The 26806-nt window shown below is 38.2% G+C and carries 23 protein-coding genes, 1 other RNA gene, 4 pseudogenes and 1 riboswitch; of the genes and pseudogenes, 15 read left to right on the top strand and 13 right to left on the bottom strand.

What is annotated here, in order from left to right:
* Positions 1 to 3 precede the first annotated feature (3 nt).
* A complete protein-coding gene (thiM, locus tag NYR25_02615; protein UWF34319.1) occupies positions 4 to 798 on the bottom strand; it encodes a hydroxyethylthiazole kinase in 795 nt (264 codons plus the stop codon).
* 146 nt (positions 799 to 944) lie between these two features.
* Positions 945 to 1050: riboswitch (TPP riboswitch) on the bottom strand.
* Between the two features lie 144 nt (positions 1051 to 1194).
* Between thiM and NYR25_02610 the strand changes: the two genes are divergently transcribed.
* A complete protein-coding gene (locus tag NYR25_02610; GenBank protein ID UWF34318.1) occupies positions 1195 to 1419 on the top strand; it encodes a CsbD family protein in 225 nt (74 codons plus the stop codon).
* 325 nt (positions 1420 to 1744) lie between these two features.
* Here the strand turns inward: NYR25_02610 and NYR25_02605 are convergent, their stop codons facing one another.
* The 3 genes from NYR25_02605 to NYR25_02595 all read right to left on the bottom strand — a co-directional run bounded on the left by NYR25_02605 (position 1745) and on the right by NYR25_02595 (position 4116).
* Positions 1745 to 2344 (bottom strand): lytic polysaccharide monooxygenase, encoded by a 600-nt coding sequence (locus NYR25_02605; GenBank protein UWF34317.1) that lies wholly within the window; start codon positions 2342 to 2344, stop codon positions 1745 to 1747.
* Between the two features lie 149 nt (positions 2345 to 2493).
* Positions 2494 to 3288, bottom strand: coding sequence for a TMEM175 family protein (locus NYR25_02600; GenBank protein UWF34316.1), 795 nt, complete (start codon positions 3286 to 3288; stop codon positions 2494 to 2496).
* A gap of 15 nt (positions 3289 to 3303) precedes the next feature.
* Entirely contained in the window at positions 3304 to 4116 is an 813-nt protein-coding gene (locus tag NYR25_02595; GenBank protein UWF34315.1) for a LicD family protein, read from the bottom strand.
* A gap of 123 nt (positions 4117 to 4239) precedes the next feature.
* Between NYR25_02595 and NYR25_02590 the strand changes: the two genes are divergently transcribed.
* Both NYR25_02590 and ssrA read left to right on the top strand, forming a co-directional pair.
* Positions 4240 to 4386 (top strand): hypothetical protein, encoded by a 147-nt coding sequence (locus NYR25_02590; GenBank protein UWF34314.1) that lies wholly within the window; start codon positions 4240 to 4242, stop codon positions 4384 to 4386.
* A gap of 39 nt (positions 4387 to 4425) precedes the next feature.
* Positions 4426 to 4794: a transfer-messenger RNA gene (ssrA, locus tag NYR25_02585) on the top strand.
* Positions 4795 to 5008: 214 nt separating this feature from the next.
* On the opposite strand, the gene NYR25_02580 is transcribed toward ssrA, so the two are convergent.
* A complete protein-coding gene (locus NYR25_02580) occupies positions 5009 to 6163 on the bottom strand; it encodes a site-specific integrase (GenBank protein UWF34313.1) in 1155 nt (384 codons plus the stop codon).
* A gap of 648 nt (positions 6164 to 6811) precedes the next feature.
* Between NYR25_02580 and NYR25_02575 the strand changes: the two genes are divergently transcribed.
* From NYR25_02575 to NYR25_02560, 4 genes and pseudogenes are all read left to right on the top strand, one after another.
* Positions 6812 to 7042 (top strand): helix-turn-helix domain-containing protein, encoded by a 231-nt coding sequence (locus NYR25_02575; protein UWF34312.1) that lies wholly within the window; start codon positions 6812 to 6814, stop codon positions 7040 to 7042.
* Positions 7043 to 7196: 154 nt separating this feature from the next.
* Positions 7197 to 7562 (top strand): hypothetical protein, encoded by a 366-nt coding sequence (locus NYR25_02570; GenBank protein UWF34311.1) that lies wholly within the window; start codon positions 7197 to 7199, stop codon positions 7560 to 7562.
* Positions 7563 to 8000: 438 nt separating this feature from the next.
* Positions 8001 to 9566: an AAA family ATPase gene (locus NYR25_02565; GenBank protein ID UWF34310.1), complete on the top strand. Its 1566-nt coding sequence runs from the start codon at positions 8001 to 8003 to the stop codon at positions 9564 to 9566.
* An 848-nt stretch (positions 9567 to 10414) separates the two neighbouring features.
* Positions 10415 to 11590: pseudogene (locus NYR25_02560) on the top strand (IS256 family transposase).
* A gap of 103 nt (positions 11591 to 11693) precedes the next feature.
* Here NYR25_02560 and NYR25_02555 read toward each other — a convergent pair.
* Positions 11694 to 12194, bottom strand: coding sequence for an AlwI family type II restriction endonuclease (locus tag NYR25_02555; protein ID UWF34710.1), 501 nt, complete (start codon positions 12192 to 12194; stop codon positions 11694 to 11696).
* A gap of 92 nt (positions 12195 to 12286) precedes the next feature.
* Between NYR25_02555 and NYR25_02550 the strand changes: the two genes are divergently transcribed.
* Positions 12287 to 12787, top strand: coding sequence for a recombinase family protein (locus NYR25_02550; protein UWF34309.1), 501 nt, complete (start codon positions 12287 to 12289; stop codon positions 12785 to 12787).
* On the opposite strand, the gene NYR25_02545 is transcribed toward NYR25_02550, so the two are convergent.
* Positions 12703 to 13653 (bottom strand): magnesium transporter CorA family protein, encoded by a 951-nt coding sequence (locus NYR25_02545; protein ID UWF34308.1) that lies wholly within the window; start codon positions 13651 to 13653, stop codon positions 12703 to 12705. The genes NYR25_02550 and NYR25_02545 overlap by 85 nt on opposite strands.
* An 845-nt stretch (positions 13654 to 14498) precedes the next feature.
* Between NYR25_02545 and NYR25_02540 the strand changes: the two genes are divergently transcribed.
* Positions 14499 to 15029 carry an MFS transporter gene (locus NYR25_02540; GenBank protein UWF34307.1) on the top strand — a complete coding sequence of 177 codons (531 nt, stop codon included), beginning with the start codon at positions 14499 to 14501 and terminating at the stop codon, positions 15027 to 15029.
* A gap of 152 nt (positions 15030 to 15181) precedes the next feature.
* Positions 15182 to 16516, top strand: a complete 1335-nt coding sequence (locus NYR25_02535) for an NAD(P)/FAD-dependent oxidoreductase (GenBank protein UWF34306.1) — start codon at positions 15182 to 15184, stop codon at positions 16514 to 16516.
* Between the two features lie 42 nt (positions 16517 to 16558).
* Here the strand turns inward: NYR25_02535 and NYR25_02530 are convergent, their stop codons facing one another.
* The 5 genes and pseudogenes from NYR25_02530 to NYR25_02510 form a co-directional block, all read right to left on the bottom strand.
* A complete protein-coding gene (locus tag NYR25_02530) occupies positions 16559 to 17170 on the bottom strand; it encodes a dihydrodipicolinate synthase family protein (GenBank protein ID UWF34305.1) in 612 nt (203 codons plus the stop codon).
* A gap of 234 nt (positions 17171 to 17404) precedes the next feature.
* Positions 17405 to 18019, bottom strand: coding sequence for a repA (locus tag NYR25_02525; GenBank protein ID UWF34304.1), 615 nt, complete (start codon positions 18017 to 18019; stop codon positions 17405 to 17407).
* 35 nt (positions 18020 to 18054) lie between these two features.
* Positions 18055 to 18219: a replication initiator protein A gene (locus NYR25_02520; GenBank protein ID UWF34303.1), complete on the bottom strand. Its 165-nt coding sequence runs from the start codon at positions 18217 to 18219 to the stop codon at positions 18055 to 18057.
* 54 nt (positions 18220 to 18273) lie between these two features.
* The gene (locus NYR25_02515) at positions 18274 to 19122 is read right to left on the bottom strand and encodes an IS3 family transposase (protein ID UWF34302.1); all 849 of its coding nucleotides are present in this window, start codon (positions 19120 to 19122) and stop codon (positions 18274 to 18276) included.
* 67 nt (positions 19123 to 19189) lie between these two features.
* Positions 19190 to 20119: pseudogene (locus NYR25_02510) on the bottom strand (IS30 family transposase).
* Positions 20120 to 20340: 221 nt separating this feature from the next.
* Between NYR25_02510 and NYR25_02505 the strand changes: the two are divergent.
* Complete coding sequence (locus tag NYR25_02505) at positions 20341 to 22005, top strand: glycosyltransferase family 8 protein (protein ID UWF34301.1); 1665 nt, start codon at positions 20341 to 20343, stop codon at positions 22003 to 22005.
* A 608-nt stretch (positions 22006 to 22613) separates the two neighbouring features.
* Here NYR25_02505 and NYR25_02500 read toward each other — a convergent pair.
* Positions 22614 to 23543: pseudogene (locus NYR25_02500) on the bottom strand (IS30 family transposase).
* Between the two features lie 118 nt (positions 23544 to 23661).
* Between NYR25_02500 and NYR25_02495 the strand changes: the two are divergent.
* The 4 genes and pseudogenes from NYR25_02495 to NYR25_02480 all read left to right on the top strand — a co-directional run bounded on the left by NYR25_02495 (position 23662) and on the right by NYR25_02480 (position 26799).
* Positions 23662 to 24831: a metallophosphoesterase gene (locus NYR25_02495; protein UWF34300.1), complete on the top strand. Its 1170-nt coding sequence runs from the start codon at positions 23662 to 23664 to the stop codon at positions 24829 to 24831.
* An 11-nt stretch (positions 24832 to 24842) separates the two neighbouring features.
* Positions 24843 to 25079 (top strand): annotated as a pseudogene (locus NYR25_02490) (asparagine synthetase B).
* 627 nt (positions 25080 to 25706) lie between these two features.
* On the top strand, positions 25707 to 26288 hold the full coding sequence (locus NYR25_02485; protein UWF34299.1) for a transposase: 582 nt from the start codon (positions 25707 to 25709) through the stop codon (positions 26286 to 26288).
* A gap of 316 nt (positions 26289 to 26604) precedes the next feature.
* Positions 26605 to 26799 (top strand): transposase, encoded by a 195-nt coding sequence (locus NYR25_02480; GenBank protein UWF34709.1) that lies wholly within the window; start codon positions 26605 to 26607, stop codon positions 26797 to 26799.
* Positions 26800 to 26806: the final 7 nt, after the last annotated feature.

The raw sequence follows: 26806 nt of genomic DNA, 5'->3' as shown, positions 1-26806 counted from the left end.
CAATCATTCCTCAACTTTCATTCTTTCTTCAACTTGGGCAACCGTGATGTTTGCTAATTCATCCATCAACCCGTTCAAAAAACTTCCTGGTAAATACTGGTCGTGCAATTTTTCGGCAACCCGTTCACCGGCGCACGACAAGGTTAAACTTGCGTTAATTGCCGCCTGCAACGGCGTTGGTCCGACCGCACAAAATGCCGCTGCCAAACTCGAAAGTAAATCTCCCGAGCCCACCACTGCTGGTAAAAGCCGGGTTTGGTTGTGAATCTCGACCACCCGGGTTCCGTCACTAACGTAGTCGGTCGCTCCACTCGCAATCACCACGTTATGGTACTTTTGTGCGCAAGCCTTCACGACTTGGTGCGCATCCCCGTCGCCATTTCCCGCATCAATTCCACGGGTTTGCCAATCAACTCCCGCTAATACGGCAATTTCACCTAAATTACCGCGAATCACGTCGAAGTGGTACTTTTTCAACAACCGGAAGTTTAATTGCTGGCGATACTGGGTTGCCCCGACTGCAACTGGATCCAAAACGAGCGGTTTTTGTTGATCGTTCGCCGCTTGACACAACGTTTCGATGTCCGCCCAGCCTTCCCGACGCACTGCTCCAAGATTAATGGTCACCGCAGACGCCAAGCGGACCAGTTCCTCGGCTTCGCTTTCCTCTTCACTCATGATTGGGGAAGCCCCCACCGCGTTTAACCCGTTCGCTACTAAAAACGGGGTCACAAAATTGGCGTAGTTAACCACCACCGGATTAACCTCTCGAATTCGCTTAATTCCTTGTAAATCCATTTGATCAGCTCCTCATTCATATCTCCACCAAGCAATGTACCGAAGGCGATCTTTCCCAACGAGCTAACGTTGCCGATTGCCGTCAGCATTTGTTAATTCCTGCCCATCGGCAACCAACAAAAAAACCACCCTTGAGAAGGATGGTTTTCGCCCAATAAACACTTTCCTTCGCAAGTATCAACTTACAGGTTCAAAGGGATCACGCTGCACAAGCGCATCTCAGTTCTTCTAAGAACACCCCTAGTGTAGATATTATTTTATTTGAATATGAATTCGGTTTCATAATACGCCTTTTAACCCCCTTGCACAAGTCCGTGAGCATATAAATTCACTTTTAAGGGCGACCCTTGCTAAAATAAAGATGTACCAAAAATATTCAAAGGGGGATTAATATTTATGGATAAAGACAGAATGGAAAACACTAAGGACAAAGTTGCAGGTAAAGTACACGAAGGTGCTGGTAAGTTAACTGGCGACAAGAAGGAAGAAAGCAAAGGCAAAGCGCAAAACATGGCGGGCAAAGTTAAAGACAAACTTGCTGACGTAAAGGATTCCGCTGCCGGCGCAATGGAAGAATTAAAGGACAAGTTAGACAAGAACGACGACAAAGATCACGAATAATTTAAAAACCGCGCTTGCGGTTTTTTGTTTGGCCTAATCACATATCTGAAAACTAATTCCTACCAGCCCATCATTCTAGAGTTCCTTCACCCAATTCAATTTTCTACATACATTTTAATGAAGCGTTTTTTCTAATGGTACTCAATCCCCCGAATAAAAAACGGTTAAAATTATTTAGAATGATAGAATCAACCGCACTAAGGAACTGGTTTACTCCAACATAACTAAAAACCCCATCAATCACCTAAACCGTGATTAATGAGGGTTTTATTAATGTTCACCAGCTATCCGACTTTGGACCCACGTTTGTAACATCTTTCGTGAATTATTGAATATTAACGTCTGAAACTTGATAGAAAGCATTTGCCGTATTTGCAATATTCCATACACTTAACATTACGTGGTATCCCTTTTGGTCTGGAATGGTAACCTTGTGCGTTACTTCGGTTCCTGGGGTTGCCCCGTGATCGTTAAAACTAGCAATTTTCTTGAAATCACTGAATTTTAACGGTTTGTTCGGGTCCCAGCCAGGTTTGGTAATGTAGTAATCCCACGTACTTGTACTATGAGGAGCGGTTAGATGCCAGGTAACATCAAGTGGCCCACTCTTAATTGGGGTCTTGTACCAACGGTCCGCAGTTTGCTCGTCTAATTGAGAAAACTTAGCAAGCCCCGCACTCGCAATTTTACCATCGATGAAGGTGTTTTTCGGTGCTTCGATACTTTGCGGTTCGTACATTACCGGCCCAATATTTTCGTTCAATGGTTTACCAGGAAATTGGCTACTTCCTAAATAAGCTCGACCGCCAGGATTAGTAACAAATCCGTGGGCAGAAGCCTTGATTGCGCCTAATCCTAACACAACAACTACAATACTAGCGACAACTAAAACGTAACGTATAAATCGGTTTCTTGACTTTACCATAATACATCCCTCCTTGTATCTATAAGATAACATGGTGAAAAAATCCGTTCCACAAAAACGCTTTCATTTTCGAGCTAAAAAATAGGAAACCTAAGCTCGGCAATTAACCAGCCTTGATTTCCCAACAAACCGTTAAATTAATTAACAAATTACCCACGGCGGTGATTACTCCGGTTCGCTAAATCCGGATAGCTTTGAAACAGCTTGCGCAACTCAGCCTGCATCTCTGGATCGTTGCGTTTGCGTCCCCGCCCCCGATATTTCTTCATGATTTCGCGTTGTTTCTTCCTTAACTCATGTAAATCAACGTTATTCGCACTCAAGAACTGATCCTGTTCAGCTTCCGGGAGTTCCGTAACGTCTTGGAAGTCCGTATAATCGTGCCGGGTCACCACAAACGAAAAGACCGGAATTGCCAAGTAGATAACCACGGCCCACTTCGGATAAAAATAGGCTAACACTAAGATTAGCACGCTCGCAAAGCCGAGGAAGTTGTTGTGGTTATCGTAAATTTTATGGAATATCCGTCTCATTTCGTGGTGGCTAGTGTACTTTTGTTTGATAACTTCATAGCTGAGCCACATAAACAGGATGCTGACGATCATGGTCAACACACCGTACGCCATTACGGTAGTCCGATTAGTGTCATAAATAATAACTTTGGTAAAAATTGGCGTCAGGCTTAAGAACGCCAAAAAGGTAAATTCCTTAACGAAAACGCGATCGTTCATGGTGTCACTGTCCTTGAACAACATCGCGTGTTGGTACCAAATATTGGCTACGAAACAAAAACTAATAAAGAAAATACCAATGCTTTTCCCAAATTGTAAATACTCACTTAACGCATCGTGTTGGGGTAACGGCAGCTCCAACACCATGATGGTGATGATAATGGCGATTACCGCATCACTAAACGCATCCATTCGTTCTTTCAACTTTTTCAATTGCTCTTTTCATCCCTATTCCACGTGCTTGCCATCGATGATCACAACGTCGATGTGCTTTGCCACGCGATTTTTTTCTGGAGGCAACTCCATGTAGTCCCCGTACATCCGGGTTAAAATTTTATCATAATGCTTGGGGATGGCAACCTCAAGATTTTCAAACTTATGCTTGGTTAACTCGGTGAGTTCCCGCTGGCTCAAAACCTCTTTATCGTAGGCGTATTGGGAAGCGTAGTTCTTATAATGGTGAAACGGTTCGTGATTATACAACCGCATGATGTTTTCCCGGCGTTCCTTTAACTTTGCGACGCTCATGAAGAGGTCCAAACTCTTGTCCTTAGGATCCTTACGAAACGGCGTCTTAATGACGTTGTACCCTAGGCGAAGTAGAATTGCCGTATCCGCGATCTTGAACCGGTTATAAACCGCTTGGCGAATTTCAGGTTGGCGAGGAACCTTATCAAACGGAAAAATATCGATAAAGATTCCCTTCCGCGCGTCGTTGACGTTATTTTTTTCTTCAATATAAGTATTGGTATCTAAAATCTTCATATAACTAAACGCAAAATTAGGATCCGTATCCGCAGTTTGCATAAAGTAATGGGTATGTTGGAACTCAACCGGCGCCACGGTTGCAAATTTATCATAATTTTCCCGGGTCATCCCCAAGTCGACATCGTCGTCCCACGGAATAAATCCATCGTGTCGAATTGCGCCCAGCAACGTACCGCCAATTAACATATATTCAATATCATACTTATCGCAAATGGCCGTAACCACTTGCAACATCTGCAACTGCACCCGATGCAGTTCTTCAATTTGACTCATGGCGTCCCTTCCTTTCATCTTCTAGAATAATTGTTACATTTAAGGATTGGTTAAGCAATAGGCAAAGAAGTTTGATTTTTTTGGGGAATGTAATATGATAATGGCAGACGGGAGGGAGTTTTTATGAAACCAACACAAAACAATCTTTTAGGTTATCTATTGAAGAATTTACAAAATTCAGAATTAGTTGAACGCCTTTTACGCAACTTGCAGGGCCAACAATTGGCTTACCGCCCCATTCCGATTGAAAATGACAAGAAACGTCGGTAAAATAGAACGTATGTTATAATATTTATGTAACATGATTTCGGGGTCGTTATGGATTCGACAGGTATGGGTCGAACTGTAACTGCATTTCGTAGGTTACGTCTACGTAAAAACGTTCAGTTTAATTATAACTGCAAAAAATAATAACAATTCTTACGCTTTAGCTGCCTAAACAGTAGCTTAGCGTGATCCGCCTAGTCTCGTCCACGGGCTAGTAACGGGTCTCAAAAAGAGTGGACTTGCGCTTAAGGATTGGTCTGGATGCTTAAGAAGAGGATTTACAGACTAGCGTTTTAATGAGGCCCTGACATACGGCAGCTTAATTCGCGAATTTAAATAGTATGGATATGAATGTAGAGGTTACAGTGGCGACATGCTTGGACGCGGGTTCGACTCCCGCCGACTCCATTTTTGCTATTCCTTCCCGTTGTATACAGCGTTAAAACGTTGATATGACGGGATTTTTTTGTACTTCTAAATATTCATGTTTTGCTTAAAATTGCACAGAATTGACCTAAAACTTAGCCAAAAGCTTAGCCAATTTTTTTGGTACTTATTCCTATTATGGCAAGGTTTAAAGCACTTATTTTTTACAAAAAATTCTATAAAGCTTAGCCAATTTTAGTTATTTGGCCTCAACGTAATCTTCAAATCTCTGCAAAGCTGCTACATTCTGTTGTTCTGTCGTATGAGTGTACACGTCGAGCGTAACGCTACTGTCTGCTCTTGAGTGTCCCAATCTCTGTTGAGTCTCCTTAAGACCTACTCCAGACTGATACAGTAGTGAGGCGTGTGTGTGCCTAAACCCGTGAATTGAGATGTGCTTGAGTCCCGTGGCTTTAATAGCTTTATTAAGCCATTTGGTGGGGGTATTCATGGAGCGAAAATGATTTCTATTGCTTGCGAATACCAACTGACTAGTATTGTTAGTATTGAACCCCATCCCCAGAAAAGTCTCACGTTGAATACCCTTCCATTGCCTGAGGTATCGCATGGTACTGTCATCCAAGTCGATTGTACGGCGTCCAGCCCTACTCTTTGGGGGTTGCACGATTAACTTACCACCTAACCCTTGCGTAAGAGTCTTGTTAACCCGTAACGTGTTGCCTTCAAAGCCGATATCCTTCCACGTTAGCGCCAGTAATTCCCCTTTCCTGATACCTGAATAAGCCAATAATCTGAACATGGTGAATTGTTCTACGTCCCTTTTGGGGGTCATATAGTCGAAAAAGGTATTCAGTTCGTCTCTAGTCCAAAAGTTTTCTAGCTTCTCTCCTGCCTGTTCCTGTACTCGTGGCATTGTTACCAGCGTGCAAGGATTTCGACTCACATATTCAGCTCTAAGAGCGTAATCAAAAACCATAGAGGCGTAATTTAGCCATTTTTTATAAGACTTTGCTTGCAGAAACCACCTGTTAACAACCTTCTGGCATTCATTGGGTGTGATTTGGTCAATAAGCATGTCGCCAAAAGCAGGCAGTACATGAATATTAATAATCCGTTGGGTCTTCTCTAGCGTTGACTCACGTACGGTTAAGCGGTACTGTTCCATCCATTCTGTGCAAACATCCCTGAAAAAGCGTCTCTCATCCTCCTGTAGTCCTCTTTTTTCGATTTCCAATTCTAATCTACTCAATACGATGGAGGCCTCTTTCCTCGTCTTAAAGCCACGTCTTCTCGTGGTCTTTTGGTGTCCCGTTAGAGGATCAACCCCTGCATATACTTGAAATTCATATCTAATTTTTCCTGTTTTTGTTGTGTATTTTTTAATTTTTGCCATTTTTATTTTCGCTCCTGTGTTGCTTGCGAGGCTCACATTTTTTGAAAATATTGGGATGACCTCCCGTGTTGCAGAGCCAGACCCGCAACAGCTACATGTTACATTTAAATCTTTATTTAGGCAACTCAAAACATAAATTTAAGAGATTTCACAATTTGTTTGTGAGATTTCTTTTTTATACATATTATCTGCAGAGGCATAGAAATGTATCTGATTGATATTTTTTGTATTTTCTTGGCATTTTCTCGTTTTTTTTATACATATATAGACATGGGGATATTTTTTTTAATTTTTTTACTCGAACCGACCAGTTTTTCACTATGTTATCTATGTAAGAGATTAAATGAAATTGCATTAAATTGATATTTTTTTAGTAAAAACCATTATTTTCACCCCATATTAGGAGTGTAAGGAAAAAAATTAAAAATTATTCTGTAATTTGTTTGTGAGATTTAAGTGTCTTATACATATTAACTATGTACAAGACCATTTATGTTTTAATTCCATCGAATTGCATAGAATTGATAATTAATTTTAAAAACTTGGCAAAATCCCTCATTTTTATACATATTAAGAAGTGTGAGGGGGAGCAATCATACATAGCCATATATTTAGATGGCTTAAAAAATAATTGGAGGATATACACATATGGAATTAACTCAGATAACTGAAAATAAGGAACTGATGAAACAACTAGCCATCATGTTCAACCCTACCCCTCGATATATGAACAAGAAAGAGGCATGTAAATATATGGGGGTCTGCTATAGAACTCTCCAGAAAGCTATTGCCGAGGGACTGCCTTCCGTTCTAATTGGAGGTGTACTCCGCTTCGACCGCCTAACAATTGACGAATATTTAAAAAATAACCAGATTTAAATAAAAAAATACGCTTGCGAGGCTTATTGTACACAGAATCACTGAACTAAATAAAATGAATATTTTATACCAAATAAACACCCTACAAACGTTGATATGACGGCATTTTTGAATTTTAAAGCTATCAAAATGCTAAGTAATTGGAGGAATTACTATGAATAACGAACGAGAACACTTCACGGGAGCAGTCATAGGTTTTAATATATACACAAATGCTAACGACACTAAGCAAAGACCTGTAATCTATCTCAGAAATGTAAGTGGTTCTAAACATCATTTTGATTTTGCACATCTAACTTACACTAAGGATATGCGGGATAACATCGGAATGTTAAAAAAATATGATTGGATAGAGTTTGATGCCCGTATTAAGCAAGTTAATCACACCATCCCCCTAAAGCCAGAGTTGTTAAACCCGACTAAGACAGGACTTTTGAGACCTTCACGTAGTTGTAAACCTATCTCAGAAGGCAAAACATTTAACATGATTAATAACTATTTAAAATATCGTACGGCATAGACATAATAATTAGATAGCTTCAGGAGTTATTCATATGTGGGCTTTGCATGTGGATAACATAACTAATAGTAGTTATATATTAGAGTCGTGAATCACTACGGTATTAATTAATGATAATGATGTAGTCCCAAATTAGGATTACATGTTAATTATTCTAGTAATTATTAAGTTAGCTACTAGTTGTCTTGGACTTTTCATTTTGAAACCCACAAAATGAAAAGATTCTTCAAATTCCATTCTGGAATTGTGCCCCATGACTATAAATCCTTGACGGTAAAATAGTCAATCACTTTATATATAAGAAACGACTAAATTACCGTGAAGCAATTATATATATTTAATATAGATAAATTGACTTAAATTAATTAAAAAATGGTACAGGTCTTATATAAGGTATCTAGCAAATTTTAACGAAAAAAACAAAATAGAGGTGTGTGTATGAGCAATGGAACCGTGAAGATGTTCTTATGCGTAGGCAACGCAGGAACTGGAAAAACAACGGCAATAAATGATGTACTAAGAAATATTGATGATAATGATGTATTTCTGACTACACCTAACAAAACAGCCAGTAGCAGATTGCAAGGTAGTATTAAACGTGTAAATAAGTTATTAAAGGTAAGGGTTAACTTTGGTAGTTATAGCACTAATAAAGCAAGTAATATAATTATTGATGAATTTGGGAAGATGGCGAGCATTACCTTTGAATCCTTACTAATGCATGTTAATAACCAAAAAGAATCAGGACAAGATGTAAATATTTATTGCTATGGAGATAGCCACCAGCAACCAGCAATCAATAAATCAGGTGCTTTGGATGCACTCTGGATGAAAAATGAACACAATAAACAAATATTTGATGATAATGATGACAAGAATTTTAATGGTCTAATGAAACAACTATATAAGAATATAAAAGATGGTACATTTCTTGATGTAGTTGATGACTGGAAAATTTATATTGATAGCATTCAGGTTAGAGTATTGAGAAAAAACTATAGAATGGATGCCGTTACTAGTTGGAATGCTAAAGATTTTAATGAAGAATTTTATCAGGAATTAAGAAGTGAACATTCATTTAACCATAATTATCAAATGCACCTAAAGCAATGTTTTAATGATGGGTGGATGATAATAAGCCCTGATTACAAAAGAATCAGAGAAGCCAACGATAAGTTAGAAGATGGAAATATAATTCCAATTGAAGACTTTCCCTTTGTCTCACCAAAAAAGAAAGACTCTGAAATCTATCTCAATCCCTTTAATAAATATTTAGAAAGATTGAAAAATACTATCCCAGATATTCCAACTATTGATAAAGAATCAGTTGATCCTGACTATTGGAATTTCATGTGTGGAAGTGTAACAGATAACATACAAGGTATGGAATTTGATAAAGTATGTTTCTATATGGGAAACCGACCAATTCCCCCCCAAAGTCATGATTTTTATACAATTAATAACCTTCATACTGGATTAACCAGAGGCAAGAAAGATTGGATGTATATAGGAAAATTAAGTTATTTTGACCAATTATTAAGTACGCCTCGTAGAGATGCATGGGAACAATTAGAATTAGATAATAATAATAGAGCACTGGAAGAAGTTGTGAAGAATGTAACAAAAGAATATTTTGGAGACCCTAACATTAATCCATATAGTGACTATAAGGAAATTATGAATAAGTGGAATATTAAAAAAGGTGTTTGGAGTAAATCAACTTTTGCAATTGAATTGAAGAAGAAAATTAAAAAAGATAAATTAGATATTCCACTGTATTTGGATTGGGCTACGAATATTACTAATAAATCTAAACAAGTTGGTAACTCTTTAGGCGGTAAAAATAAGACTGGTAAAGGTAAGAACCAAAGTATATACAATAATTTATCAAATGAATTAAAGCAACAATTACCGAAAGATAGAAGCGATAGAACTATTACAAGCAAGGATTTTTCAAAAAAGTATGGAATGACAAAAGAGCAATCCAGAAAATTAAATAATTAATTGCTAATGGTGGCAGATTTTTAACCACCATACATACAGCCTAATTCGGTAAATTGCCGAGTCAGGTTTTTGCCACTTTTGGCAGAACAATATACTTAACCGTGGAAAATATTTTTAACAAGAAAAGTCGATGTGGTACCTTGTGTATATATTTGAGGTTGCGAGGCATTAACAGAATTTTCATCTTTTTTCTAAATCACCCCCCGCCCTATTAAATAGGCATTTCCATCGATATTAATTTTTAAAAAATCATATTTCTATGTTTTAGTTGCCTCAATCTTCCTACACCTATCCAACTATATAGATATTCATTATTGTGTATAAACATTCAATATATGCATAAAAAAGTCCTAGCGATCAGCTAGAGCCACATATATTTTTTATTTCGTTTTTTATTTTAATTTTGAGATTGCAAAAGTCTTGACCTCCCACCACAAGCGAGCAACTAGGCACAAGCATAAACGCATCATCTATATACATATCATGTATATCAGCAACACAACATACCAACTATAAGGTGAGCACATAAGTAACTAGGTATAGACACCAAGGCAAACCACAAGCAATGACGGAGCCACCAGCGACAGCATAGGACAGACAGCCGAGCCACTCAAGAACACTAAGACTATAGACCACAAGTACATGACACAAGACACACACGTACGACACCACACACAAGCATAGACACATATATAGTAACCACTCATACAGTAGCCATATAAGACACATAGGAGAGCGTAAAATATCTTGTGTAAATACATAAAAGATTTCTGAATTGTATAGAAATAGGGAATGCCTTTCCTTATGATATTTAGTAATCACAGAAAACATCACAGGAGGCATTCCCCATGAATGAACTTACCACAGAAATTATCGCTGCACTAGCCCAAAAGCAAGATTTGGACGAAGTTTTTCGTCACCACCTCGAAATTGCGATTAACCAGCTGCTTCAAACCGAATTGGCAGAGTTTTGAGGTTACGAACCCTACTCATACGCTGGGATTAACACTGGTAATAACCGCAACGGCAGTTATGAGCACTCGTTTGATACGAAGTACGGCCAACTTAACTTAACCATTCCTCGAGATCGCAATGGCCGGTTTGAAAATCATACCTTGCCAGCCTACGGTCGGCATAGTGATAATTTAGAAACAACGGTCATTCAGTTGTATGCCAAGGGAATTACCACTGCTGAAATTGCCGAACTCATTGAGAAAATGTACGGTGTTCACTACTCCAAAGCCACGGTTTCCAACATGACTAAAGCCGTCAATGAACAGGTTCAAGCTTTCCAGCAACGTCGACTGGCTTCACAATATGCGGCCATCTTCTTAGATGCCACTTACTTGCCATTAAAGCGGGATACCGTTCAAAAAGAAGCCGTTCATCTTGCGATTGGCATTCGTCCAGATGGTACGAAAGAAGTGCTGAACTACCAAGTGGCGCCAACGGTATCGACTGGCATCTGGACTGAACTGCTGGGAACCTTGATCAAGCAGGGCGTTAAAGATGTGCTGTTGTTTGTGGCCGATGGGTTAGTTGGTTTGGATGAAGGCTTGAATCGGCATTTCCCTAAAGCCAAACGACAACGTTGCCTGGTTCATGTTGGGCGGAATCTGATGAACAAAGTTCGCGTAAAAGACCGCAAGGCCGTGATCAGTGACTTTAAACAAGTTCACCGGGCCGCCAACCGTAAAGCAGCCGAACTGAAACTGAATGAGTTCGCCAACAACTGGCATCAGACCTATCCCAAATTAATCAAAGATCTGCTTAAAATGCCGAATTTACTCACTTTCATGGACTTTCTACCAGCTATCCGGCAATCACTATACTCCGCTAACCTGATTGAGAACTTTAATAAGCATCTCAAGCGCACCACCCACCACAAAGAACAATTTCCAACGGAAGATTCACTGGATCGCTTACTGGTTTTTCAGTTTAATGTCTATAACGAGAAGTCTCTGAAGCGGATCCACCGAGGGTTCAAAGGACTCCAGGACACCTTGGAAGCATCATTTATTTAAGCTAGATACATATTATATGTACGAAGGCATTTCATTTACACAAGATTCTTGACGCTACCAGTATAGTCCCTAGTCTGATAATATTTGTTGTATTTTTCTGTATTTAGTTATTCGATGATATCGAGGCTAATATGTCAGCCTTCCAATCAGCGTCGAAATCAGTTTCGATTATTGGTTTATATGAAGTATCTACGGCATCCCAAATAACCTTTTCGTTTACACCTTTATCATGTAACCATTTAATCAACGTATCAATTGTCAGAGGATATATGGTTGCACGAACAGAGCGATGTTGGACAGCGGTTTCCTCTAAATCGGTTGCAGCCACAGAACGCCAAATATTTTTGGTGTTCTTATCAACAGCGTCAGTAATGAAATATGTTTGAACCGGAACAGTGCGACTAGCAGAAAGATTGACGGTATGCCTAAGTACTGGTTCCCACGCCCCACGTTTAATGGCATTCTTATCCATCAGTGTTACTTCAAGAAATAAAGTATGATCCTTGTATTCTATTATAATGTCACCAGAATTTTCATCTTGCTTCTTCTTTTGTCCTCCTGCTTGTGCCACAGGTAATCCTTCTGAACCCAGCGTAAGGTTCATTGACTCTCGCAAACTATACTTTTCCTCTGAAATGTAACACCAGGCAACCGCAATTTGAAAGACTGGTCCATCTGATTGAACCCAATGACACATTGATCGTCATAAAGTTAGATCGTTTTGCTCGTAGTACTAGAGAAGCATTGAACTTAATTGATGACTTATTGAAAGAAAAAATAATGATTAAGGTTTTAAATTTAGGAACGATAGATAACACCCCAATTGAGCGTATGATTGTCAGAACTTTGCTATCGGTCGCGGAGGTGGAGCGTGATATGATTATCGAGCGTATGCAAGCCGGTAAAATATTTGCAAGGCAACACAATCCCAACTATAAGGAGGGTATACCCAAAAGAAAAGAAGATAGCTGGAATATGGCTATCTTTGAATATTCTAACTCTCATACTGTGAAGGAAGCCGCTGAAGCTATTAAATTATTGAAAGGAATCAGCCTTTTAAAAAGTCAACAAAGCACTTCTGCTTTAAATCATATTAGGGTATCACAAATACTTTACAAATATTTTTTGCGTCGCAACCAAAACCAGCAAATTAGGCTTAGTACAACAGAGATAATCAGCACAGCAAAAACACCATAAGAAGATTTTTCAAACGGGACATGGACATTGATTCCCCAAAAGCCAAAAATAATCGCTGGAATAGTCAAAACGATTGATATCTCTGTTAGAGTTTTCATAATCATGTTAAGCTGATACGAAATCATATTGGTTATCATATCTTCCAAATCATCCAAATATTGGCTATAACCTAAAATAATTCTATCCATTGTGTCGCTTGTATCGTATATCCCACCAATTATTTTTTTGGTGGTAAAATCAATATCATTAATAGTTGTGGATTTTTTTTTAATGAAATCCAGCGCTTTGTGATTAGCGCCGTAGGTTGTTGACAAAGCTATCATGTATTTTTGAAGAGTCAATAAATCACCAAACGTTGGTCTGAGTGAACCGGACGTTGATATTTCTGAGTCTAAATCATCAATTTTTTCCTTGACTCCACGAAGATGGTTAAGCATCACATGGAAATCTTTTTGTATGATCTTTAAAAGTACTTCCTCTATGAAATTATTGACATCACGTAAAACCATATTGGATAAGAGTTCGGGAATGAATTTTAATTTTTGTTTTGTAAAAATTATCAACTTATTTTTAAATACCAAGAAAACAATAGATGTCGTCAGATTATGTAGATGCCCACCTTCATGTACCTCGGGAAACAAAAAACTTACGAGCAAACTTTTTTCATCGTTCCGATCTATCATCGTGTCATATGCAACTTGATCATCAAACGTTAGTATATTGCCTATTTCAAGGTCATATTTATGTTCAAAAGATTCGATATATTCTCGTTCGTCACCATAAACATAAACAACGGAAGAATTTTTGATATTTGATTCTGACGAAACTAATAATGTATCTTTTGTTAAAGAATAAGTTTTCAGCATTGTAATCCTCCTGCTTTATATTTTTCTCAAAAATAAATGCGTAATTATTGTGAAATAAATACGTTATCAGTTTTAAAAACATTTTGTCTTATGTATGATAACCTGCCAAAAATTTTATCTCACACATTATCTAGACAATCTTGTCCCCAGCTTCTAATGTATTATCTAATTTATAATTATAGACCCTAATTTAAGGAATGTTTTGGTAACCACCTAGGATCATAGTTAACTCATAGCAAAACTCCTGGTATTTTACTTAGAAGTCGATAAATTAATTGGACTGCTTTATGGTGGTAAGTTATGACGTATTTTAACACCTTTAATTATAAGGCACAAAAAAGCGACACAATTGTTAAGTTATGACGTAGTTTATATATTCATTTAGCGGACATTAACCCATTTATTAATAAAAACTGGACTTAGAATGCGTTTCTCAAACGTCAAAACATGAAAAAACGCCTATTTCTAGGCGCTTTTTACGATTATTGTTGTAAAGTTTGTTGAGCTTTTTTAGCTCTTGGCTTTTTCAAATCTGGATTATCCTTTGCACCTGAAGATGGAAAGGGGACTGCTTCTTCTGCTTATGGTGGTCTAGGCCTGGCTTTAGGTAATAACGGATTTAACGTTATCGGTGCTTTGTTCCTTAGCCAGGTTCGACTAGGATTTATAGTCTTTGGTATATTCACATTTGCTGGCGTATTAATTACAACTTTGATTGTCCATGAGCCTTCTAATTTAGATGAAACCTCAACTAAAAAGAAAGAAAAGTTTTCTTTAAAAAATGTAAAGTTAATTTTTCCTTCTTGGCAAATTGGCGCGACTACTACCTAGCTCTTATAGGAAAAATGTTTCAGGGAGTTGGAAACTTTGCAATTACAGGATACATTTTATATATAATGACCGACTTTCTTCATCGTGGTAATCAAACTCAATCTTCTATCCAACTTGTTAACATGATTATGCTTATTTTTGGCATTTTGATGGGATTAGTCGCTGGGCCACTATCTAATAAATTTAAAATACTGAAATTACCAGTAGGTCTCTCAACTATCTTATTAGCAATTGCAGGTCTCTCCCTGTTCTTCTTAAGAAATAATACTGGTATTATTCTTTACGCCTTAGCTGCCGGTTTAGGAATGGGCTTATGGAACGCACTTGATAATTTATTAAACTTAAAAGTTATCCCCGATCAAAATCGTGTTGCATTTTTCTTAGGTGTTTACAACTTAGGTAATACAATTACACAAGCTATCGCACCCGTTTTAGCCGCTGCCGTCATAAGTCTTTTTGGTTATTCTGGAATTTTTATTGTTTCATTTATTTTTTCCTTGATTGGTGGTATTTCAATGCTATCGATTAAATCATTAAAACGTTAGTAAGATATTTTTTAGCAATCCTTATTTAAAGTTAAGGATGGCTTTTTGTTCTCTTCAGTTGCAATCGCTTGCAACTCGCACCTATCTTCTGCTATGCTCGTGCCAACAATGGTAATTGTTTATTCACCTAAATTTAGGATGGAGGTAATTAAATGACTGAAAGTTATCAATTTGATGTTTTGTACTTAGGCGCGGGGCATGGTGCCTTCGACGGGGCGGTTCCACTAGCTAATAGTGGTAAAAAAGTCGCCATTATCGAAGCGGACAAAATCGGGGGAACTTGTCCAAACCGTGGATGCAACGCGAAAATTACGCTGGACAACCCGGTTCAACTTTTACGCCACCAAGAACGCCTTGATGGCATTGTAAATGGTGACTTAAAGCTGGATTGGACTGCCAATGTAGAACATGAACACGAAGTCATCGACGGCTTGCCGGACATGATTACTGGTTTACTCGACTCTGTTGACATCGAAATTATTCACGGTCGTGGAAAATTTGTTGATGCTCACACCATCGAAGTGGATCAACAGCGCTACACCGCTGACAAAATCGTGATTGCAACGGGGCTACGTCCCCACCATCTAGATGTTATGGGCTCAGAACTTACGCATGACAGTACCGATTTTATGAGCCTCAAACAGCTTCCTGAAAATATCGTAATTATTGGCGCGGGCTATATCGGCATGGAATTTGCCACGATTGCCAATGCTGCCGGCGCGAACGTCACTGTACTTTTACGCCATAATCGGGCGTTGCGCAAATTTAATCAAGATTACGTAAAACAAGTCATTGCCGACCTCGAAAAACGAGGGGTGAAGTTCATTTACAACGCTCAGGTGGATCGTTTTGAGGAAGACGGTTCTCATTTTACCGTGTCTTATAACGATCACGAAACCCTCACCACCGACTGGATTTTGGATGCTACCGGACGAATTCCTAACATCGAAAACATCGGATTAGACGAAGTAGGCGTTAGTTACAATGCTAACGGGATCGAAGTTAACGATCATCTTCAAACTAACATTGATAACATCTATGCTTCTGGTGATGTGCTTGATAAAGAACAGCCTAAGCTCACCCCGACTGCGATCTTTGAATCTAGTTATTTAACCCAACTTTTCACAGGAAAGACTACTGACGCAATCAACTATCCGCCCATCCCAACCATTGTCTTTACCTCACCACAAATCGCACAGGTTGGTATTAGCGTCGAAGAAGCTCAGCAAAATCCTGATTACACCATTAAAACTAATCATCTTCCTGACGGATGGTTCCGCCAAGTTGATAAGGAAACAATTGGTGATAACACCTTGATTTACGATCAAGACCATCATCTTGTAGGAGCAGCTGAAGTTAGTGAACATGCTGCCGATGCAATTAACGTTTTATTACCAGCAATTGAGTTTCAATATACAGCTGAACAACTAGGCCGCATCGTACCTCTCTTCCCTACTTTGGGAGCGGACGTCTGGTCACAGATTTAAAAAAACGCTGAGCCTCTTTTAAGGAGACTCGGCGTTTTTTTATTATTTAGTAAATTCAGCAATTGCATCATCAATATGTTGCCGTACTACCTCAACATGATCCATTTCATCATCTTCTACATGTGGTAAAGGATTACGTGCTCGTCCTACACTTACCCCACGTTTAGCTAAGATTAACTTCATCACATCATATAAATTACCTTTAAATGATGTCAATTCTGAAATTAAATCATTAATTTTAAGTTGAATTTGAAGAGCTTTTTCAAGGTCATCCTCACGAACGCACCGATCCGCTTCCATTAACAATTCTGGATAAACACCATAAGTTCCACCTATACCTGCATTGGCCCCCATTACGCGTCCACCTACAAATTGTTCATCTGGCCCATTGAAAACAATATTATCTTTACCAGCACGTAATTTCCACATATTGATATCCATTACTGGCATGGATGAATTCTTAACCCCAATAACTTGTTCTTTTGCCATCATACGTTTAAATAAGTTTTCTGATAGTGCATAACCGGTTGTTTGCGGAATATTATATATAATGAAATCTAAATTAGTTACTTCCATCATGCTTGTCCAATATGCTTCAATTGCGTGTTCAGGTAATCCAAAGTAAATTGGTGGGATTGCAGCAAGGGCATCCACTCCAATACTTTCAGCATGCTTTGCTAACTCGCTTTGAATCTCATTTCATGTTTTACGTTCTTATCCCTTTCTATATTTTATATTGGTGCTATTGAAAAGCCAATTAAGGCGTTTATTTTTGTGTTTCAGCCATTTTTATAGATTAAACGGATAATTTTAGTCGTTTTAACTATAAAATTGCTTATATGGCATTTTATAGCTTTTAACGACTATTTACATTTTTTGCATTTCTAATTAATTCAGATACTCCGTCCCTAAGTCCATTGATAAATTATTCTTCGCTATCTGGTTTGTTGAGTGTTCAAGCTTGTATTCACGTTGTAGTTTAGAACTACCGTAATTTTCAAACATATTTTTCATAGTGATATATAAATAGTTCTCGTAATTTTTAATCTGTTTATCGTCGCTTCGCAAAGCATTAAAATACCGACGCAAGGTTTGTGTGATCTTGGTTTGTAATTCTGGTTCATGATCTAAGATAAAAAATAGATGATGATCTTTGTGTAAATCTTGGACATCTCGTCTAGCATTTAGAATAATCCCAATAGTTTTTTTAATGATTTTAGGATTATTATTTGCCCATAGACTAATTAGTCGTATTGTTTCTGGTTCAAATGGAATAGGGTTATTATCTTCTTCTGTCAAAAATTCTTTTGCATGTTGTACTAGGTCTTGATTTTGTTTTTCAATTTGAGCATTTGAAAAATTAGCAGTGGAAAAATCTAGCTGTGCAGTCTCTTTATAGTATCTATTAGTATCTAAGTTATTATATTCTTCTTGATTAACTGCAGAATTTGCAGTTCCGCTTGTACCAAGGGTTTCAGCCGTTTTATTAGAAAAATCAGGCATTTTATAAACATCGGTTGCTGTAAGATGGAGTTGTCCTAAATAAAGCCGATTAGGCAAATTCTTTTTTGCTTTGGATCAAACCCCACACTTTCTTGTCGTAACAATCCAAATTCTTCTAATTGCTTTTTAATAGAAATTACTTTGTGTTCTGAACAATTAAGTAATTCTTTTAGTTCTAAATTGGTAAATATAAAAAACACTTTATTATTTTCAGGTACTGTACCCTGTCAAGTTTGCACTTTAAATAATAAAAATTAGTTGGCCTTGCCAAAGCGATATTCTGCTGCGGTAAAGTCATTTCTTTTCGCTGAGATAAATTTCTCGGTAAAATATGTAATGCCTTCTTTGACTTGTTGTTTTAGTTCTACCAACGTTTGAGCTTTAGGAAGATGAGCTATCCAAATTGCTTTGAAATCAGCCCACCAGTGCTCGATTACCGCATTATCTGCCGGTGTTCCCGGAGCTGAGTAGCTATGCTGTGCATTGTTAATCACTAAATACTGGTTGAATGCTTTTGAGGTATATGCTGCTCCACGGTCAGTATGGATAAGCGGAGCTAATGCTCCTTCATTTACTCGTGCCCTTTCAAATGCTTTAATAGCCCCTTCCGCGGTTTCAGTAGGTGTAATTAACCAACTTACTGGATACTGGCCATATAGATCTAATACCACATGCAGTCGAACCTTATTAAGCCGTACTCCATATGTTATTTCTGTGGTATCCGTAACCCAAACTTGATTAGCTGCTGTCTGATTGAATTGTCGCTTGAGGATGTTTTCAGCTTCATAAGCTTGCTGAGTCTGGATACGCTTGCGAGTCGGCTGACGATAGTCAGCCTTGATTCCATGTTCCTTCATTATTCGAATGATACGTTTCTTATTCACATTGTAAGAAATTTGTTGGCTCAAATTGATTAACCTAGTCATCTTGTCATAGCCAACACTTTGCTTATGCTCATTCTCTAACTGCTTAATTAATTGAAAAATCTCTGACTCTTCGATTTCGCGCTTACTTGGCTTATGTTTGAGCCATTTATAGTAAGCCTGCCTTGTTATTCCAGCTGCTTTGGTTAATTCACTAACTGAGTAGCCTTCGACTATCATTTCCTGAATCGCTTGATATCGTCCGGTCGTTTCACCTCCCGATTTTGTATTTCGGTAGATTGCAAATTTAATTCGAATTTTTGGACAAATTTGTCAGCATAACCTGATACGGTGTTTGCCAGTCGAGTATTTTAAGCGGTCGCTGGTTAATTTGGAGTAACGTCGTCGTTAAATCTTGAGCACTAATGTGCTCAAAACGAGTCCCTTTAGGATAAAAATAACGTAAATTCCGATTAAAGCGTTCATTACTACCACGTTCAGCTGGAGTATAAGCGTGGCAGTAATAGGTCTTAATACCATATTGTGATTCAAGTGATACTAGCCCACTAAACTCAGTGCCACGGTCCACAGTAAAGCTGTGCACCGGACCATTAAAAGTGGTTAGGAACTTAGTTAGTGCTTCATTAACAGTCGCTGTCGTCCGATCTTTTAACCGGTATGCCCAAAGGAACCGTGATTTGCGATCGATTAAAGTTAATAAAACTGCCTTACTATGCCCACGAGGACCAACGACTGTATCTAGTTCAAAGTCGCCGATGCGCTTACGTTGATTAATCATCATGGGACGCTGTTCAATTGATCGCCCCAAAGATTGATTATATTTGGATCGTTGGTCAACGTTACGCCGTTGGCGTACGCCATGTTCAGGTAGATCATTCAAGGAGAAACCAATTCTCCCCTGATTTAGCCAATTATAAATAGATTTAGTAGCTAGTTTAAATTCGTGAGCAATCATTCCTGGTGACCAGCTTAGACGTAAATGGTTGAGAATTTTTTGCTTTAACTCATCGCTCAGCTTAGTTTTCCGACCACATCGTGATCGCTTGTATTCGGCATCTGTTTATGCTAATTCAGCCTGATAAGGTTGACATCGAGATAATTCATAAAAAATTGTTGACGGTGATCGGTTCAGCCGAACGCCCATTTGGATATTGGACAGCCCTAGTTCACAAAAGGTTTCGATTTTAATTCGTTCGGAATAGGTTATACTAGACAAAAGATCAGCTCCTAAAAGATGGGTTTGTGGTAAACACCATTTTAAAGGAAGCTGATCTTTTTTGTCCGAACAGCGTTCGGATTAATTTTACAATTTACTATTATACAGACGGAGAATAGCGTTTGCAAATATTTTGATTTCCTTATCAAAACTATTGCATATTACTTTACTTAATTTTGAATAAATTTATATAATGGGCATATAAATCAAAAAAGGGGTGTATGAATTTGAAAAAAATTAATATCTTATTGGCAGCGGACCGTAATTATGCTGACCCACTATGCATTACCATTAAAACTGCTTTAGAAACCTTAAATTCAGCAACCCGGGCCCATTTCATTGTTTTAACTAACAACCTTGGTGACCAAACCCGGGCACTGTTAGACAAATTGATGCATAATTTTCATACCATTGAGTATTTAAATCTTGACGACGAACGTTTTGATTTTTGCCCAACGAACCAACACATCAATAAAACCGCATATTTTCGAATCATCGCCCCTAAGCTACTAGCTTCACGGCAGATTGATCGACTAATTTACTTAGACGTTGACGTTTTGATTCGAAAGGACCTAACCGAACTTGCCGAAAGTAATTTAAATGGTAATACCGTGGGTGCGGTTATTGATACGGGACAGGCTTTTGCATTGCATCGCCTAGGTGTCGATCCCGTGGTTGCCGCAAGTAATCTATATTTCAATTCCGGAATCATGGTGATCGATGTTGCCCGGTGGAACGCCCATCGAATCACAGAAAAAACTTTGGCATTTATTAGAAATCATGCCGACCGAATTATTTTCCACGACCAAGACGCGCTTAACGCCGTGTTAGCTGGGGAAGTTCAATTTCTTCATCCAAAATGGAATTTACAAAACTCGATTATTTTCAGAAAACATCGGCCAATCAACCAGGGGTACGCTGAACTAATCGACGAAGCCATTAAGGAACCTAGCATTGTTCATTTCACTACTCATGAAAAACCGTGGAAGGACCTCACCGTCCATCCTTATTTAGATGAGTATCACGAAGAACTTGGTGAATTGGAAATGCATCGTGGAGTGATTAACGTTATCTCAGCGGCAAACTCGGCCTTTATTCAACCGCTTGCCACATCTTATATTTCGATTTTAGAAAATGATCCAGAACACCAATACAATTTCTTCTTGTTACCCGATCACCTGACTGATCGCGACATGATGTTATTGGGAAGCATCATTGCCCGGTATGACAACGCGACGATTAAAATTGTAGAAGTTAACGAAGAATTACTAGCTAACGCGGTAGAAAGCGACCGAATCGTCAAAACGGCCTACTACCGCATCCTAGCTCCCGCATTGTTGCCATCCATCAACCGGGCAATCTACCTCGACTGCGACATCATTGCCAACACAAGTTTGCATGAATTATGGCAAACCAACTTAGAGGGCAACGTAATTGCTGCCGTAGAGGATGCTGGATTCCACGACCGGTTGGAAAAAATGGGAATCACTAAGGAAAATGAAAAGTACTTTAATTCGGGAATGATGTTAATTGACCTTGTCCGTTGGCGGGCGAAGTCAATCACCCAAAAAGTGTTAGATTACATCAACCAAAACCCCGAAAAATTACGTTTCCACGATCAGGACGCGTTGAACGCCATCCTTTACAACGATTGGCTACACTTGCATCCCCAATGGAACGCCCAGTCCAACATTGTAATGGAAACCATTTTTCCACCGCGGACCGAATTGTTGGAACCTTACGCAGAAACACGTGAAGATCCTAAGTTAATTCATTTCTGCGGACACGTAAAGCCTTGGCACGAGAATTGTGAAAATCCTTACGCCGAGGTGTACCTGAAGTATCACGAAATGGTTAGCAACCAAGGTGAGAAGGTTCGCGGATAAGCTCAGTCAGGTTGGTTACCAACTTAACCACTAGCTTTTTCAAAACTTATTTTATTGCTAACCATTTAAAGTACCTTAAAAGTGGTAATCCTCCTAATCCGATTATCCACTAAAAAATAGGGGCTAGAGATTAAAAATCTCTGGTCCCTATTTGGTGCGTTAATGTTGAATTTTAAGGGCTCTAAGTCAACAAGTGTTGCTGAAGGCAATTGAAGAAAATCAATTCATTCACGAATTGGTTTTCTTTTTTAGTTTTAAATATAAATTCAATATATATACGATCTCTCAAGTGCTGCCAATTTCTATATCCATAAGCCGTGCGTTGAATTTGTTTAATTTTACGAATAGTGCCTTCAATACGACCATTTAATAATGGTGAATATAGAGCATATACGATTGATTTAACGCGTGTTTTAAAAGTATTAAGTAGTGTACGAAGATATGGAGTAGTGGTCTTGGTTCTAAGCAGTTGTAACAATTTTTCTTTATCTTGATGCCGAATGGCATCAGCGATGGATTGAACAGCAAAGTAGACTTCAGAAAAATCTGAATTAGTACTAATACCCTCGGAAACAACTTGTTCAGAAGTTAAACGGTAGATTGCAAATTTAATCCGAATTTTTGGACAAATTTGTCAGCATAACCTGATACGGTGTTTGCCAGTCGAGTATTTTAAGCGGTCGCTGGTTAATTTGGAGTAACGTCGTCGTTAAATCTTGTGCACTAATGTGCTCAAAACGAGTCCCTTTAAGTTAAAAATAACGTAAATTCCGATTAAAGCGTTCATTACTACCACGTTCAGCTGGAGTATAAGCATGGCAGTAATAGGTCTTAATACCATATTGTGATTTAAGTGATACTAGCCCACTAAACTCAGTGCCACGGTCCACAGTAAAGCTGTGCACCGGACCATTAAAAGTGGTTAGGAACTTAGTTAGTGCTTCATTAACAGTCGCTGTCGTCCGATCTTTTAACCGGTATGCCCAAAGGAACCGTGATTTGCGATCGATTAAAGTTAATAAAACTGCCTTACTATGCCCACGAGGACCAACGACTGTATCTAGTTCAAAATCGCCGATGCGATTACGTTGATTAATCATCATGGGACGCTGTTCAATTGATCGCCCCAAAGATTGATTATATTTGGATCGTTGGTCAACGTTACGCCGTTGGCGTACGCCATGTTCAGGTAGATCATTCAAGGAGAAACCAATTCTCCCCTGATTTAGCCAATTATAAATAGATTTAATAGCTAGTTTAAATTCGTGAGCAATCATTCCTGGTGACCAGCTTAGACGTAAATGGTTGAGAATTTTTTGCTTTAACTCATCGCTCAGCTTAGTTTTCCGACCACATCGTGATCGCTTGTATTCGGCATCTGTTTATGCTAATTCAGCCTGATAAGGTTGACATCGAGATAATTCATAAAAAATTGTTGACGGTGATCGGTTCAGCCGAACGCCCATTTGGATATTGGACAGCCCTAGTTCACAAAAGGTTTCGATTTTAATTCGTTTGGAATAGGTTATACTAGACAAAAGATCAGCTCCTAAAAGATGGGTTTGTGGTAAACACCATTTTAAAGGAAGCTGATCCTTTTTGTCCGAACAGCGTTCGGATTAATTTTACAATCTACCAATTAGGAGAATAAAAATCGTGAAAATCAAATTTCTTACTAAAAAATTTTTTAGAACGAGACTATCTGAATTTATCTCTGTTCAAACTGATAACTTTTTGAGAAAATTAAAGCCGAGACCGTTTTTTACAGAATATATCGAGCAAGTTTTCAGAAAGAACGTTGAACCTAACTTTAGCCAAAATTGCTTGACTTTATCGGTTTTAACGGACACTCATGAAAAAGCTGTTTCCAGTTCATCGTACTATGGTCTCAACGGTGTAAGGCATATTATTGAAGCCAATAAGGCTTGCGATTCATTGCCAGTGGATTACAATATTCATTTAGGCGATTTGATCGACGGTAGTGATAAGCCAGAGATCAGTCGAGGATTGTTACAATTCACGATGGAAAATTACCAAAATAGCCAGCGTCCTTTTTATGTGCTGGAAGGTAATCACGATGAAAATGATAAGTATGATGAACACAAATTTATTACTTCAGCCTCATTTAGACGTGACGACTACTATAATTTGGTAACGAAACATGATTTCGAACAACCTGAGATCAAACGCTTGAGTCTCGGTTCCAAAGTTGCTTGGATCGATAAAGGGGATATTCGAGTAATTTTCTTGAATACGAGCGATATTCCCTATATCCTAAATGGCGGGACCAAGAAGTACGACTTCAAAAAAGTCCGTGGTATCCGCGAGCAACAGATCGAAGATTTAATATCTATTTTAGAAAAGACAATTGATAAGCATGTCGTAGTTTTTGGTCATGCTAATTTGATCAGTCAAAGTGGTCGTTCAGCTTTGAACTTCAACGGTGACTTAGTTCAGAAGATTTTTACTAGCTTTAATAATAAGGATTCTGGACAACTTAAAAATGAATTATCCGATGATTTTGGAGTTAATGTTCGCTATAACTTTACTGATACCGGTATTTCGACCATATCGAATTACATTTGTGGACACATGCATTATGAAAAGTACTACAAAGTTAATGGGATTAATCATATAATATTAAATTGTTCGGCCTTAATGGGTAAAAAACATGGCCTAACGACTGATTATAATAAAAAATGGGATCGCCGATATAATGAGATTTCCGAATTAGCTGGATATTTCATTAATATCAATCCCGACAAAATGTTGCTCCAAATATTTGGATATGGTGCAGCAACCAGATTCGTAAGTTTTGAAATTTAAGGAGAATTAATATTTGCGGTATCGTCGGTTTCGTAGACAAGAAGATTGCTGACAAAAAGCCAGTTATAGAAGCTATGATGGATACGATCAAACATCGTGGTCCAAATAGTTCGGGGGAATTAGTTAATGAGGATACGGCGCTAGGATTTCGTCGATTGAGTATCATTGATATCAACAGTGGTATGCAACCTATTTACAATGAAGATAAATCAAAAGCAGTAATTTTTAACGGAGAAATTTATAACTACCCCGCTTATCTTGAGTTTCGTCGTTTAAAGCATAGCACTAGGGAGGCTTAGATGCCTTTTTTTGTTATCAAAAAGGGCCTAGTACTTTTGGAATGGAAATACTTTCCAACACCAAAAATTCTAGACCCAATTAAATTGGGGCCTCGCAAGCATATTTTTTTATAAAACATAGCCAAAAGCTTAGCCAATTTTTGAATTAGCTATGTAAAACTTTGGTATATCAACGTTTGTGAGCAGTCGGGTACAAAACCCGCCGACTCCATAAGTTAGAAAAAGCTGGTACACAGGAACGCTTAAATGCGGTTCTACAATATCTGTTGTTGGTAATAGAGTTATCTATTGCTGATGACAGATTTTTTGTATGCTTAGGTATATAAAAACCGGACACTCACTGTCCGTTCAAAAAAACCAACCACCACGAAGATTCTCAGAAAGAAGCGAATGTCCTTATGTGTAATGATACTACTAAGCTTTTGTTAGGTGTAAATGATAATCATATAAAATTAAAAATGGTGTTCGAAAATATGATAGAGTTATTCGCTTGGAAGACACTTTAGACTACAAGCCGATGGCTTGTCCCAAATGTGACATTATGAATGATGGACAGATTATAGGTATGGGTGGCGATTGACCACCGTTCGCTTTGCTAAATCTCTTGGAAATGATACCGTCTTGAAGTTAAAGCGGAGATACTTTCGCTGTAAAGAATGCCAAACTAATTTTCTAGTACAAACCAATCTAGTTTCCAAACACTGCACAATTTCTAACCCACCCCGTAAAGCTTACCTAGAAAAACTTGCTGAACCAGTGTCTTTAAAACATATTGCTAATGAGCTCTCGACATCTGACTGTTTTATTGGACGCCAACTATTACAAGCTGAACGCGATTTTAAACCAAACTTTCACTGGCTTCCAGAAGTAATTTTGATGGATGAAATCAAAAGCACTAAAACCGCTACCGATGCTATGAGCTTCGAATTCATGGACGCCAAAACTCATAAATTAATTGATATTCTTCCATTTCGAACTATCCAACGGCTGGAAAAATACTTTAAACGTTATGACCAAGCAGCCAGAGAAAATGTCAAAATTATTGTCACAGATATGAGCTATACTTACCTGAAGCTGACGAGAACTATCTTTCCAAAAGCAGTTGTCGTCGTAGATAAGTTTCATATCGTCAACGCCCTTAATCGGGAGTTTAATTAAGACTAGAGTTCGCATAATGAAAAAATTTGCCCCATCTTCTCGTGAATTTAAAACACTTAAACGCTATTTGGAAATTATTGCTGGTGCCTCATAAACAATTAGATTTTCAACGATTCCGTAAATGGACCTATTTCCCTTACTGGATCACCGCCAAAGATATTGTAGATCGGTTGTTAAATCTGGATCCCATCCCCAAGCAATCTTACGATGTCTTAAATAAACTTCAGGCTGCACTTAAACACAAAGATTGGAACAATTACAATGCATCCTTTTGGAACACGGAGGTTGTTCTGAAGAAATGCTTAGTACGCTTAAAATGCTTCAAACACATCATGATGAAATCCATAACACCTTCAGTACACAACATTTAAATGGACCTTTAGAAGGATTAAATAATAAAATCAAAGCTATTAAAAGAGCTGGTTTTGGCTACCGAAGTTTTTTTAGTTTAGGATTAGAGTACTTTACGTTTTCCGCGTACATAACTAAAAAAGCCCTAATCACTCCGTGATTAGGAC

The organism is Pediococcus acidilactici (assembly GCA_024970065.1).
GTDB classification, from domain to species: Bacteria; Bacillota; Bacilli; order Lactobacillales; family Lactobacillaceae; genus Pediococcus; species Pediococcus acidilactici_A.
Note: the sequence above shows the minus strand (reverse complement) of the source record. Positions and strands in the feature narration are given on the sequence as shown.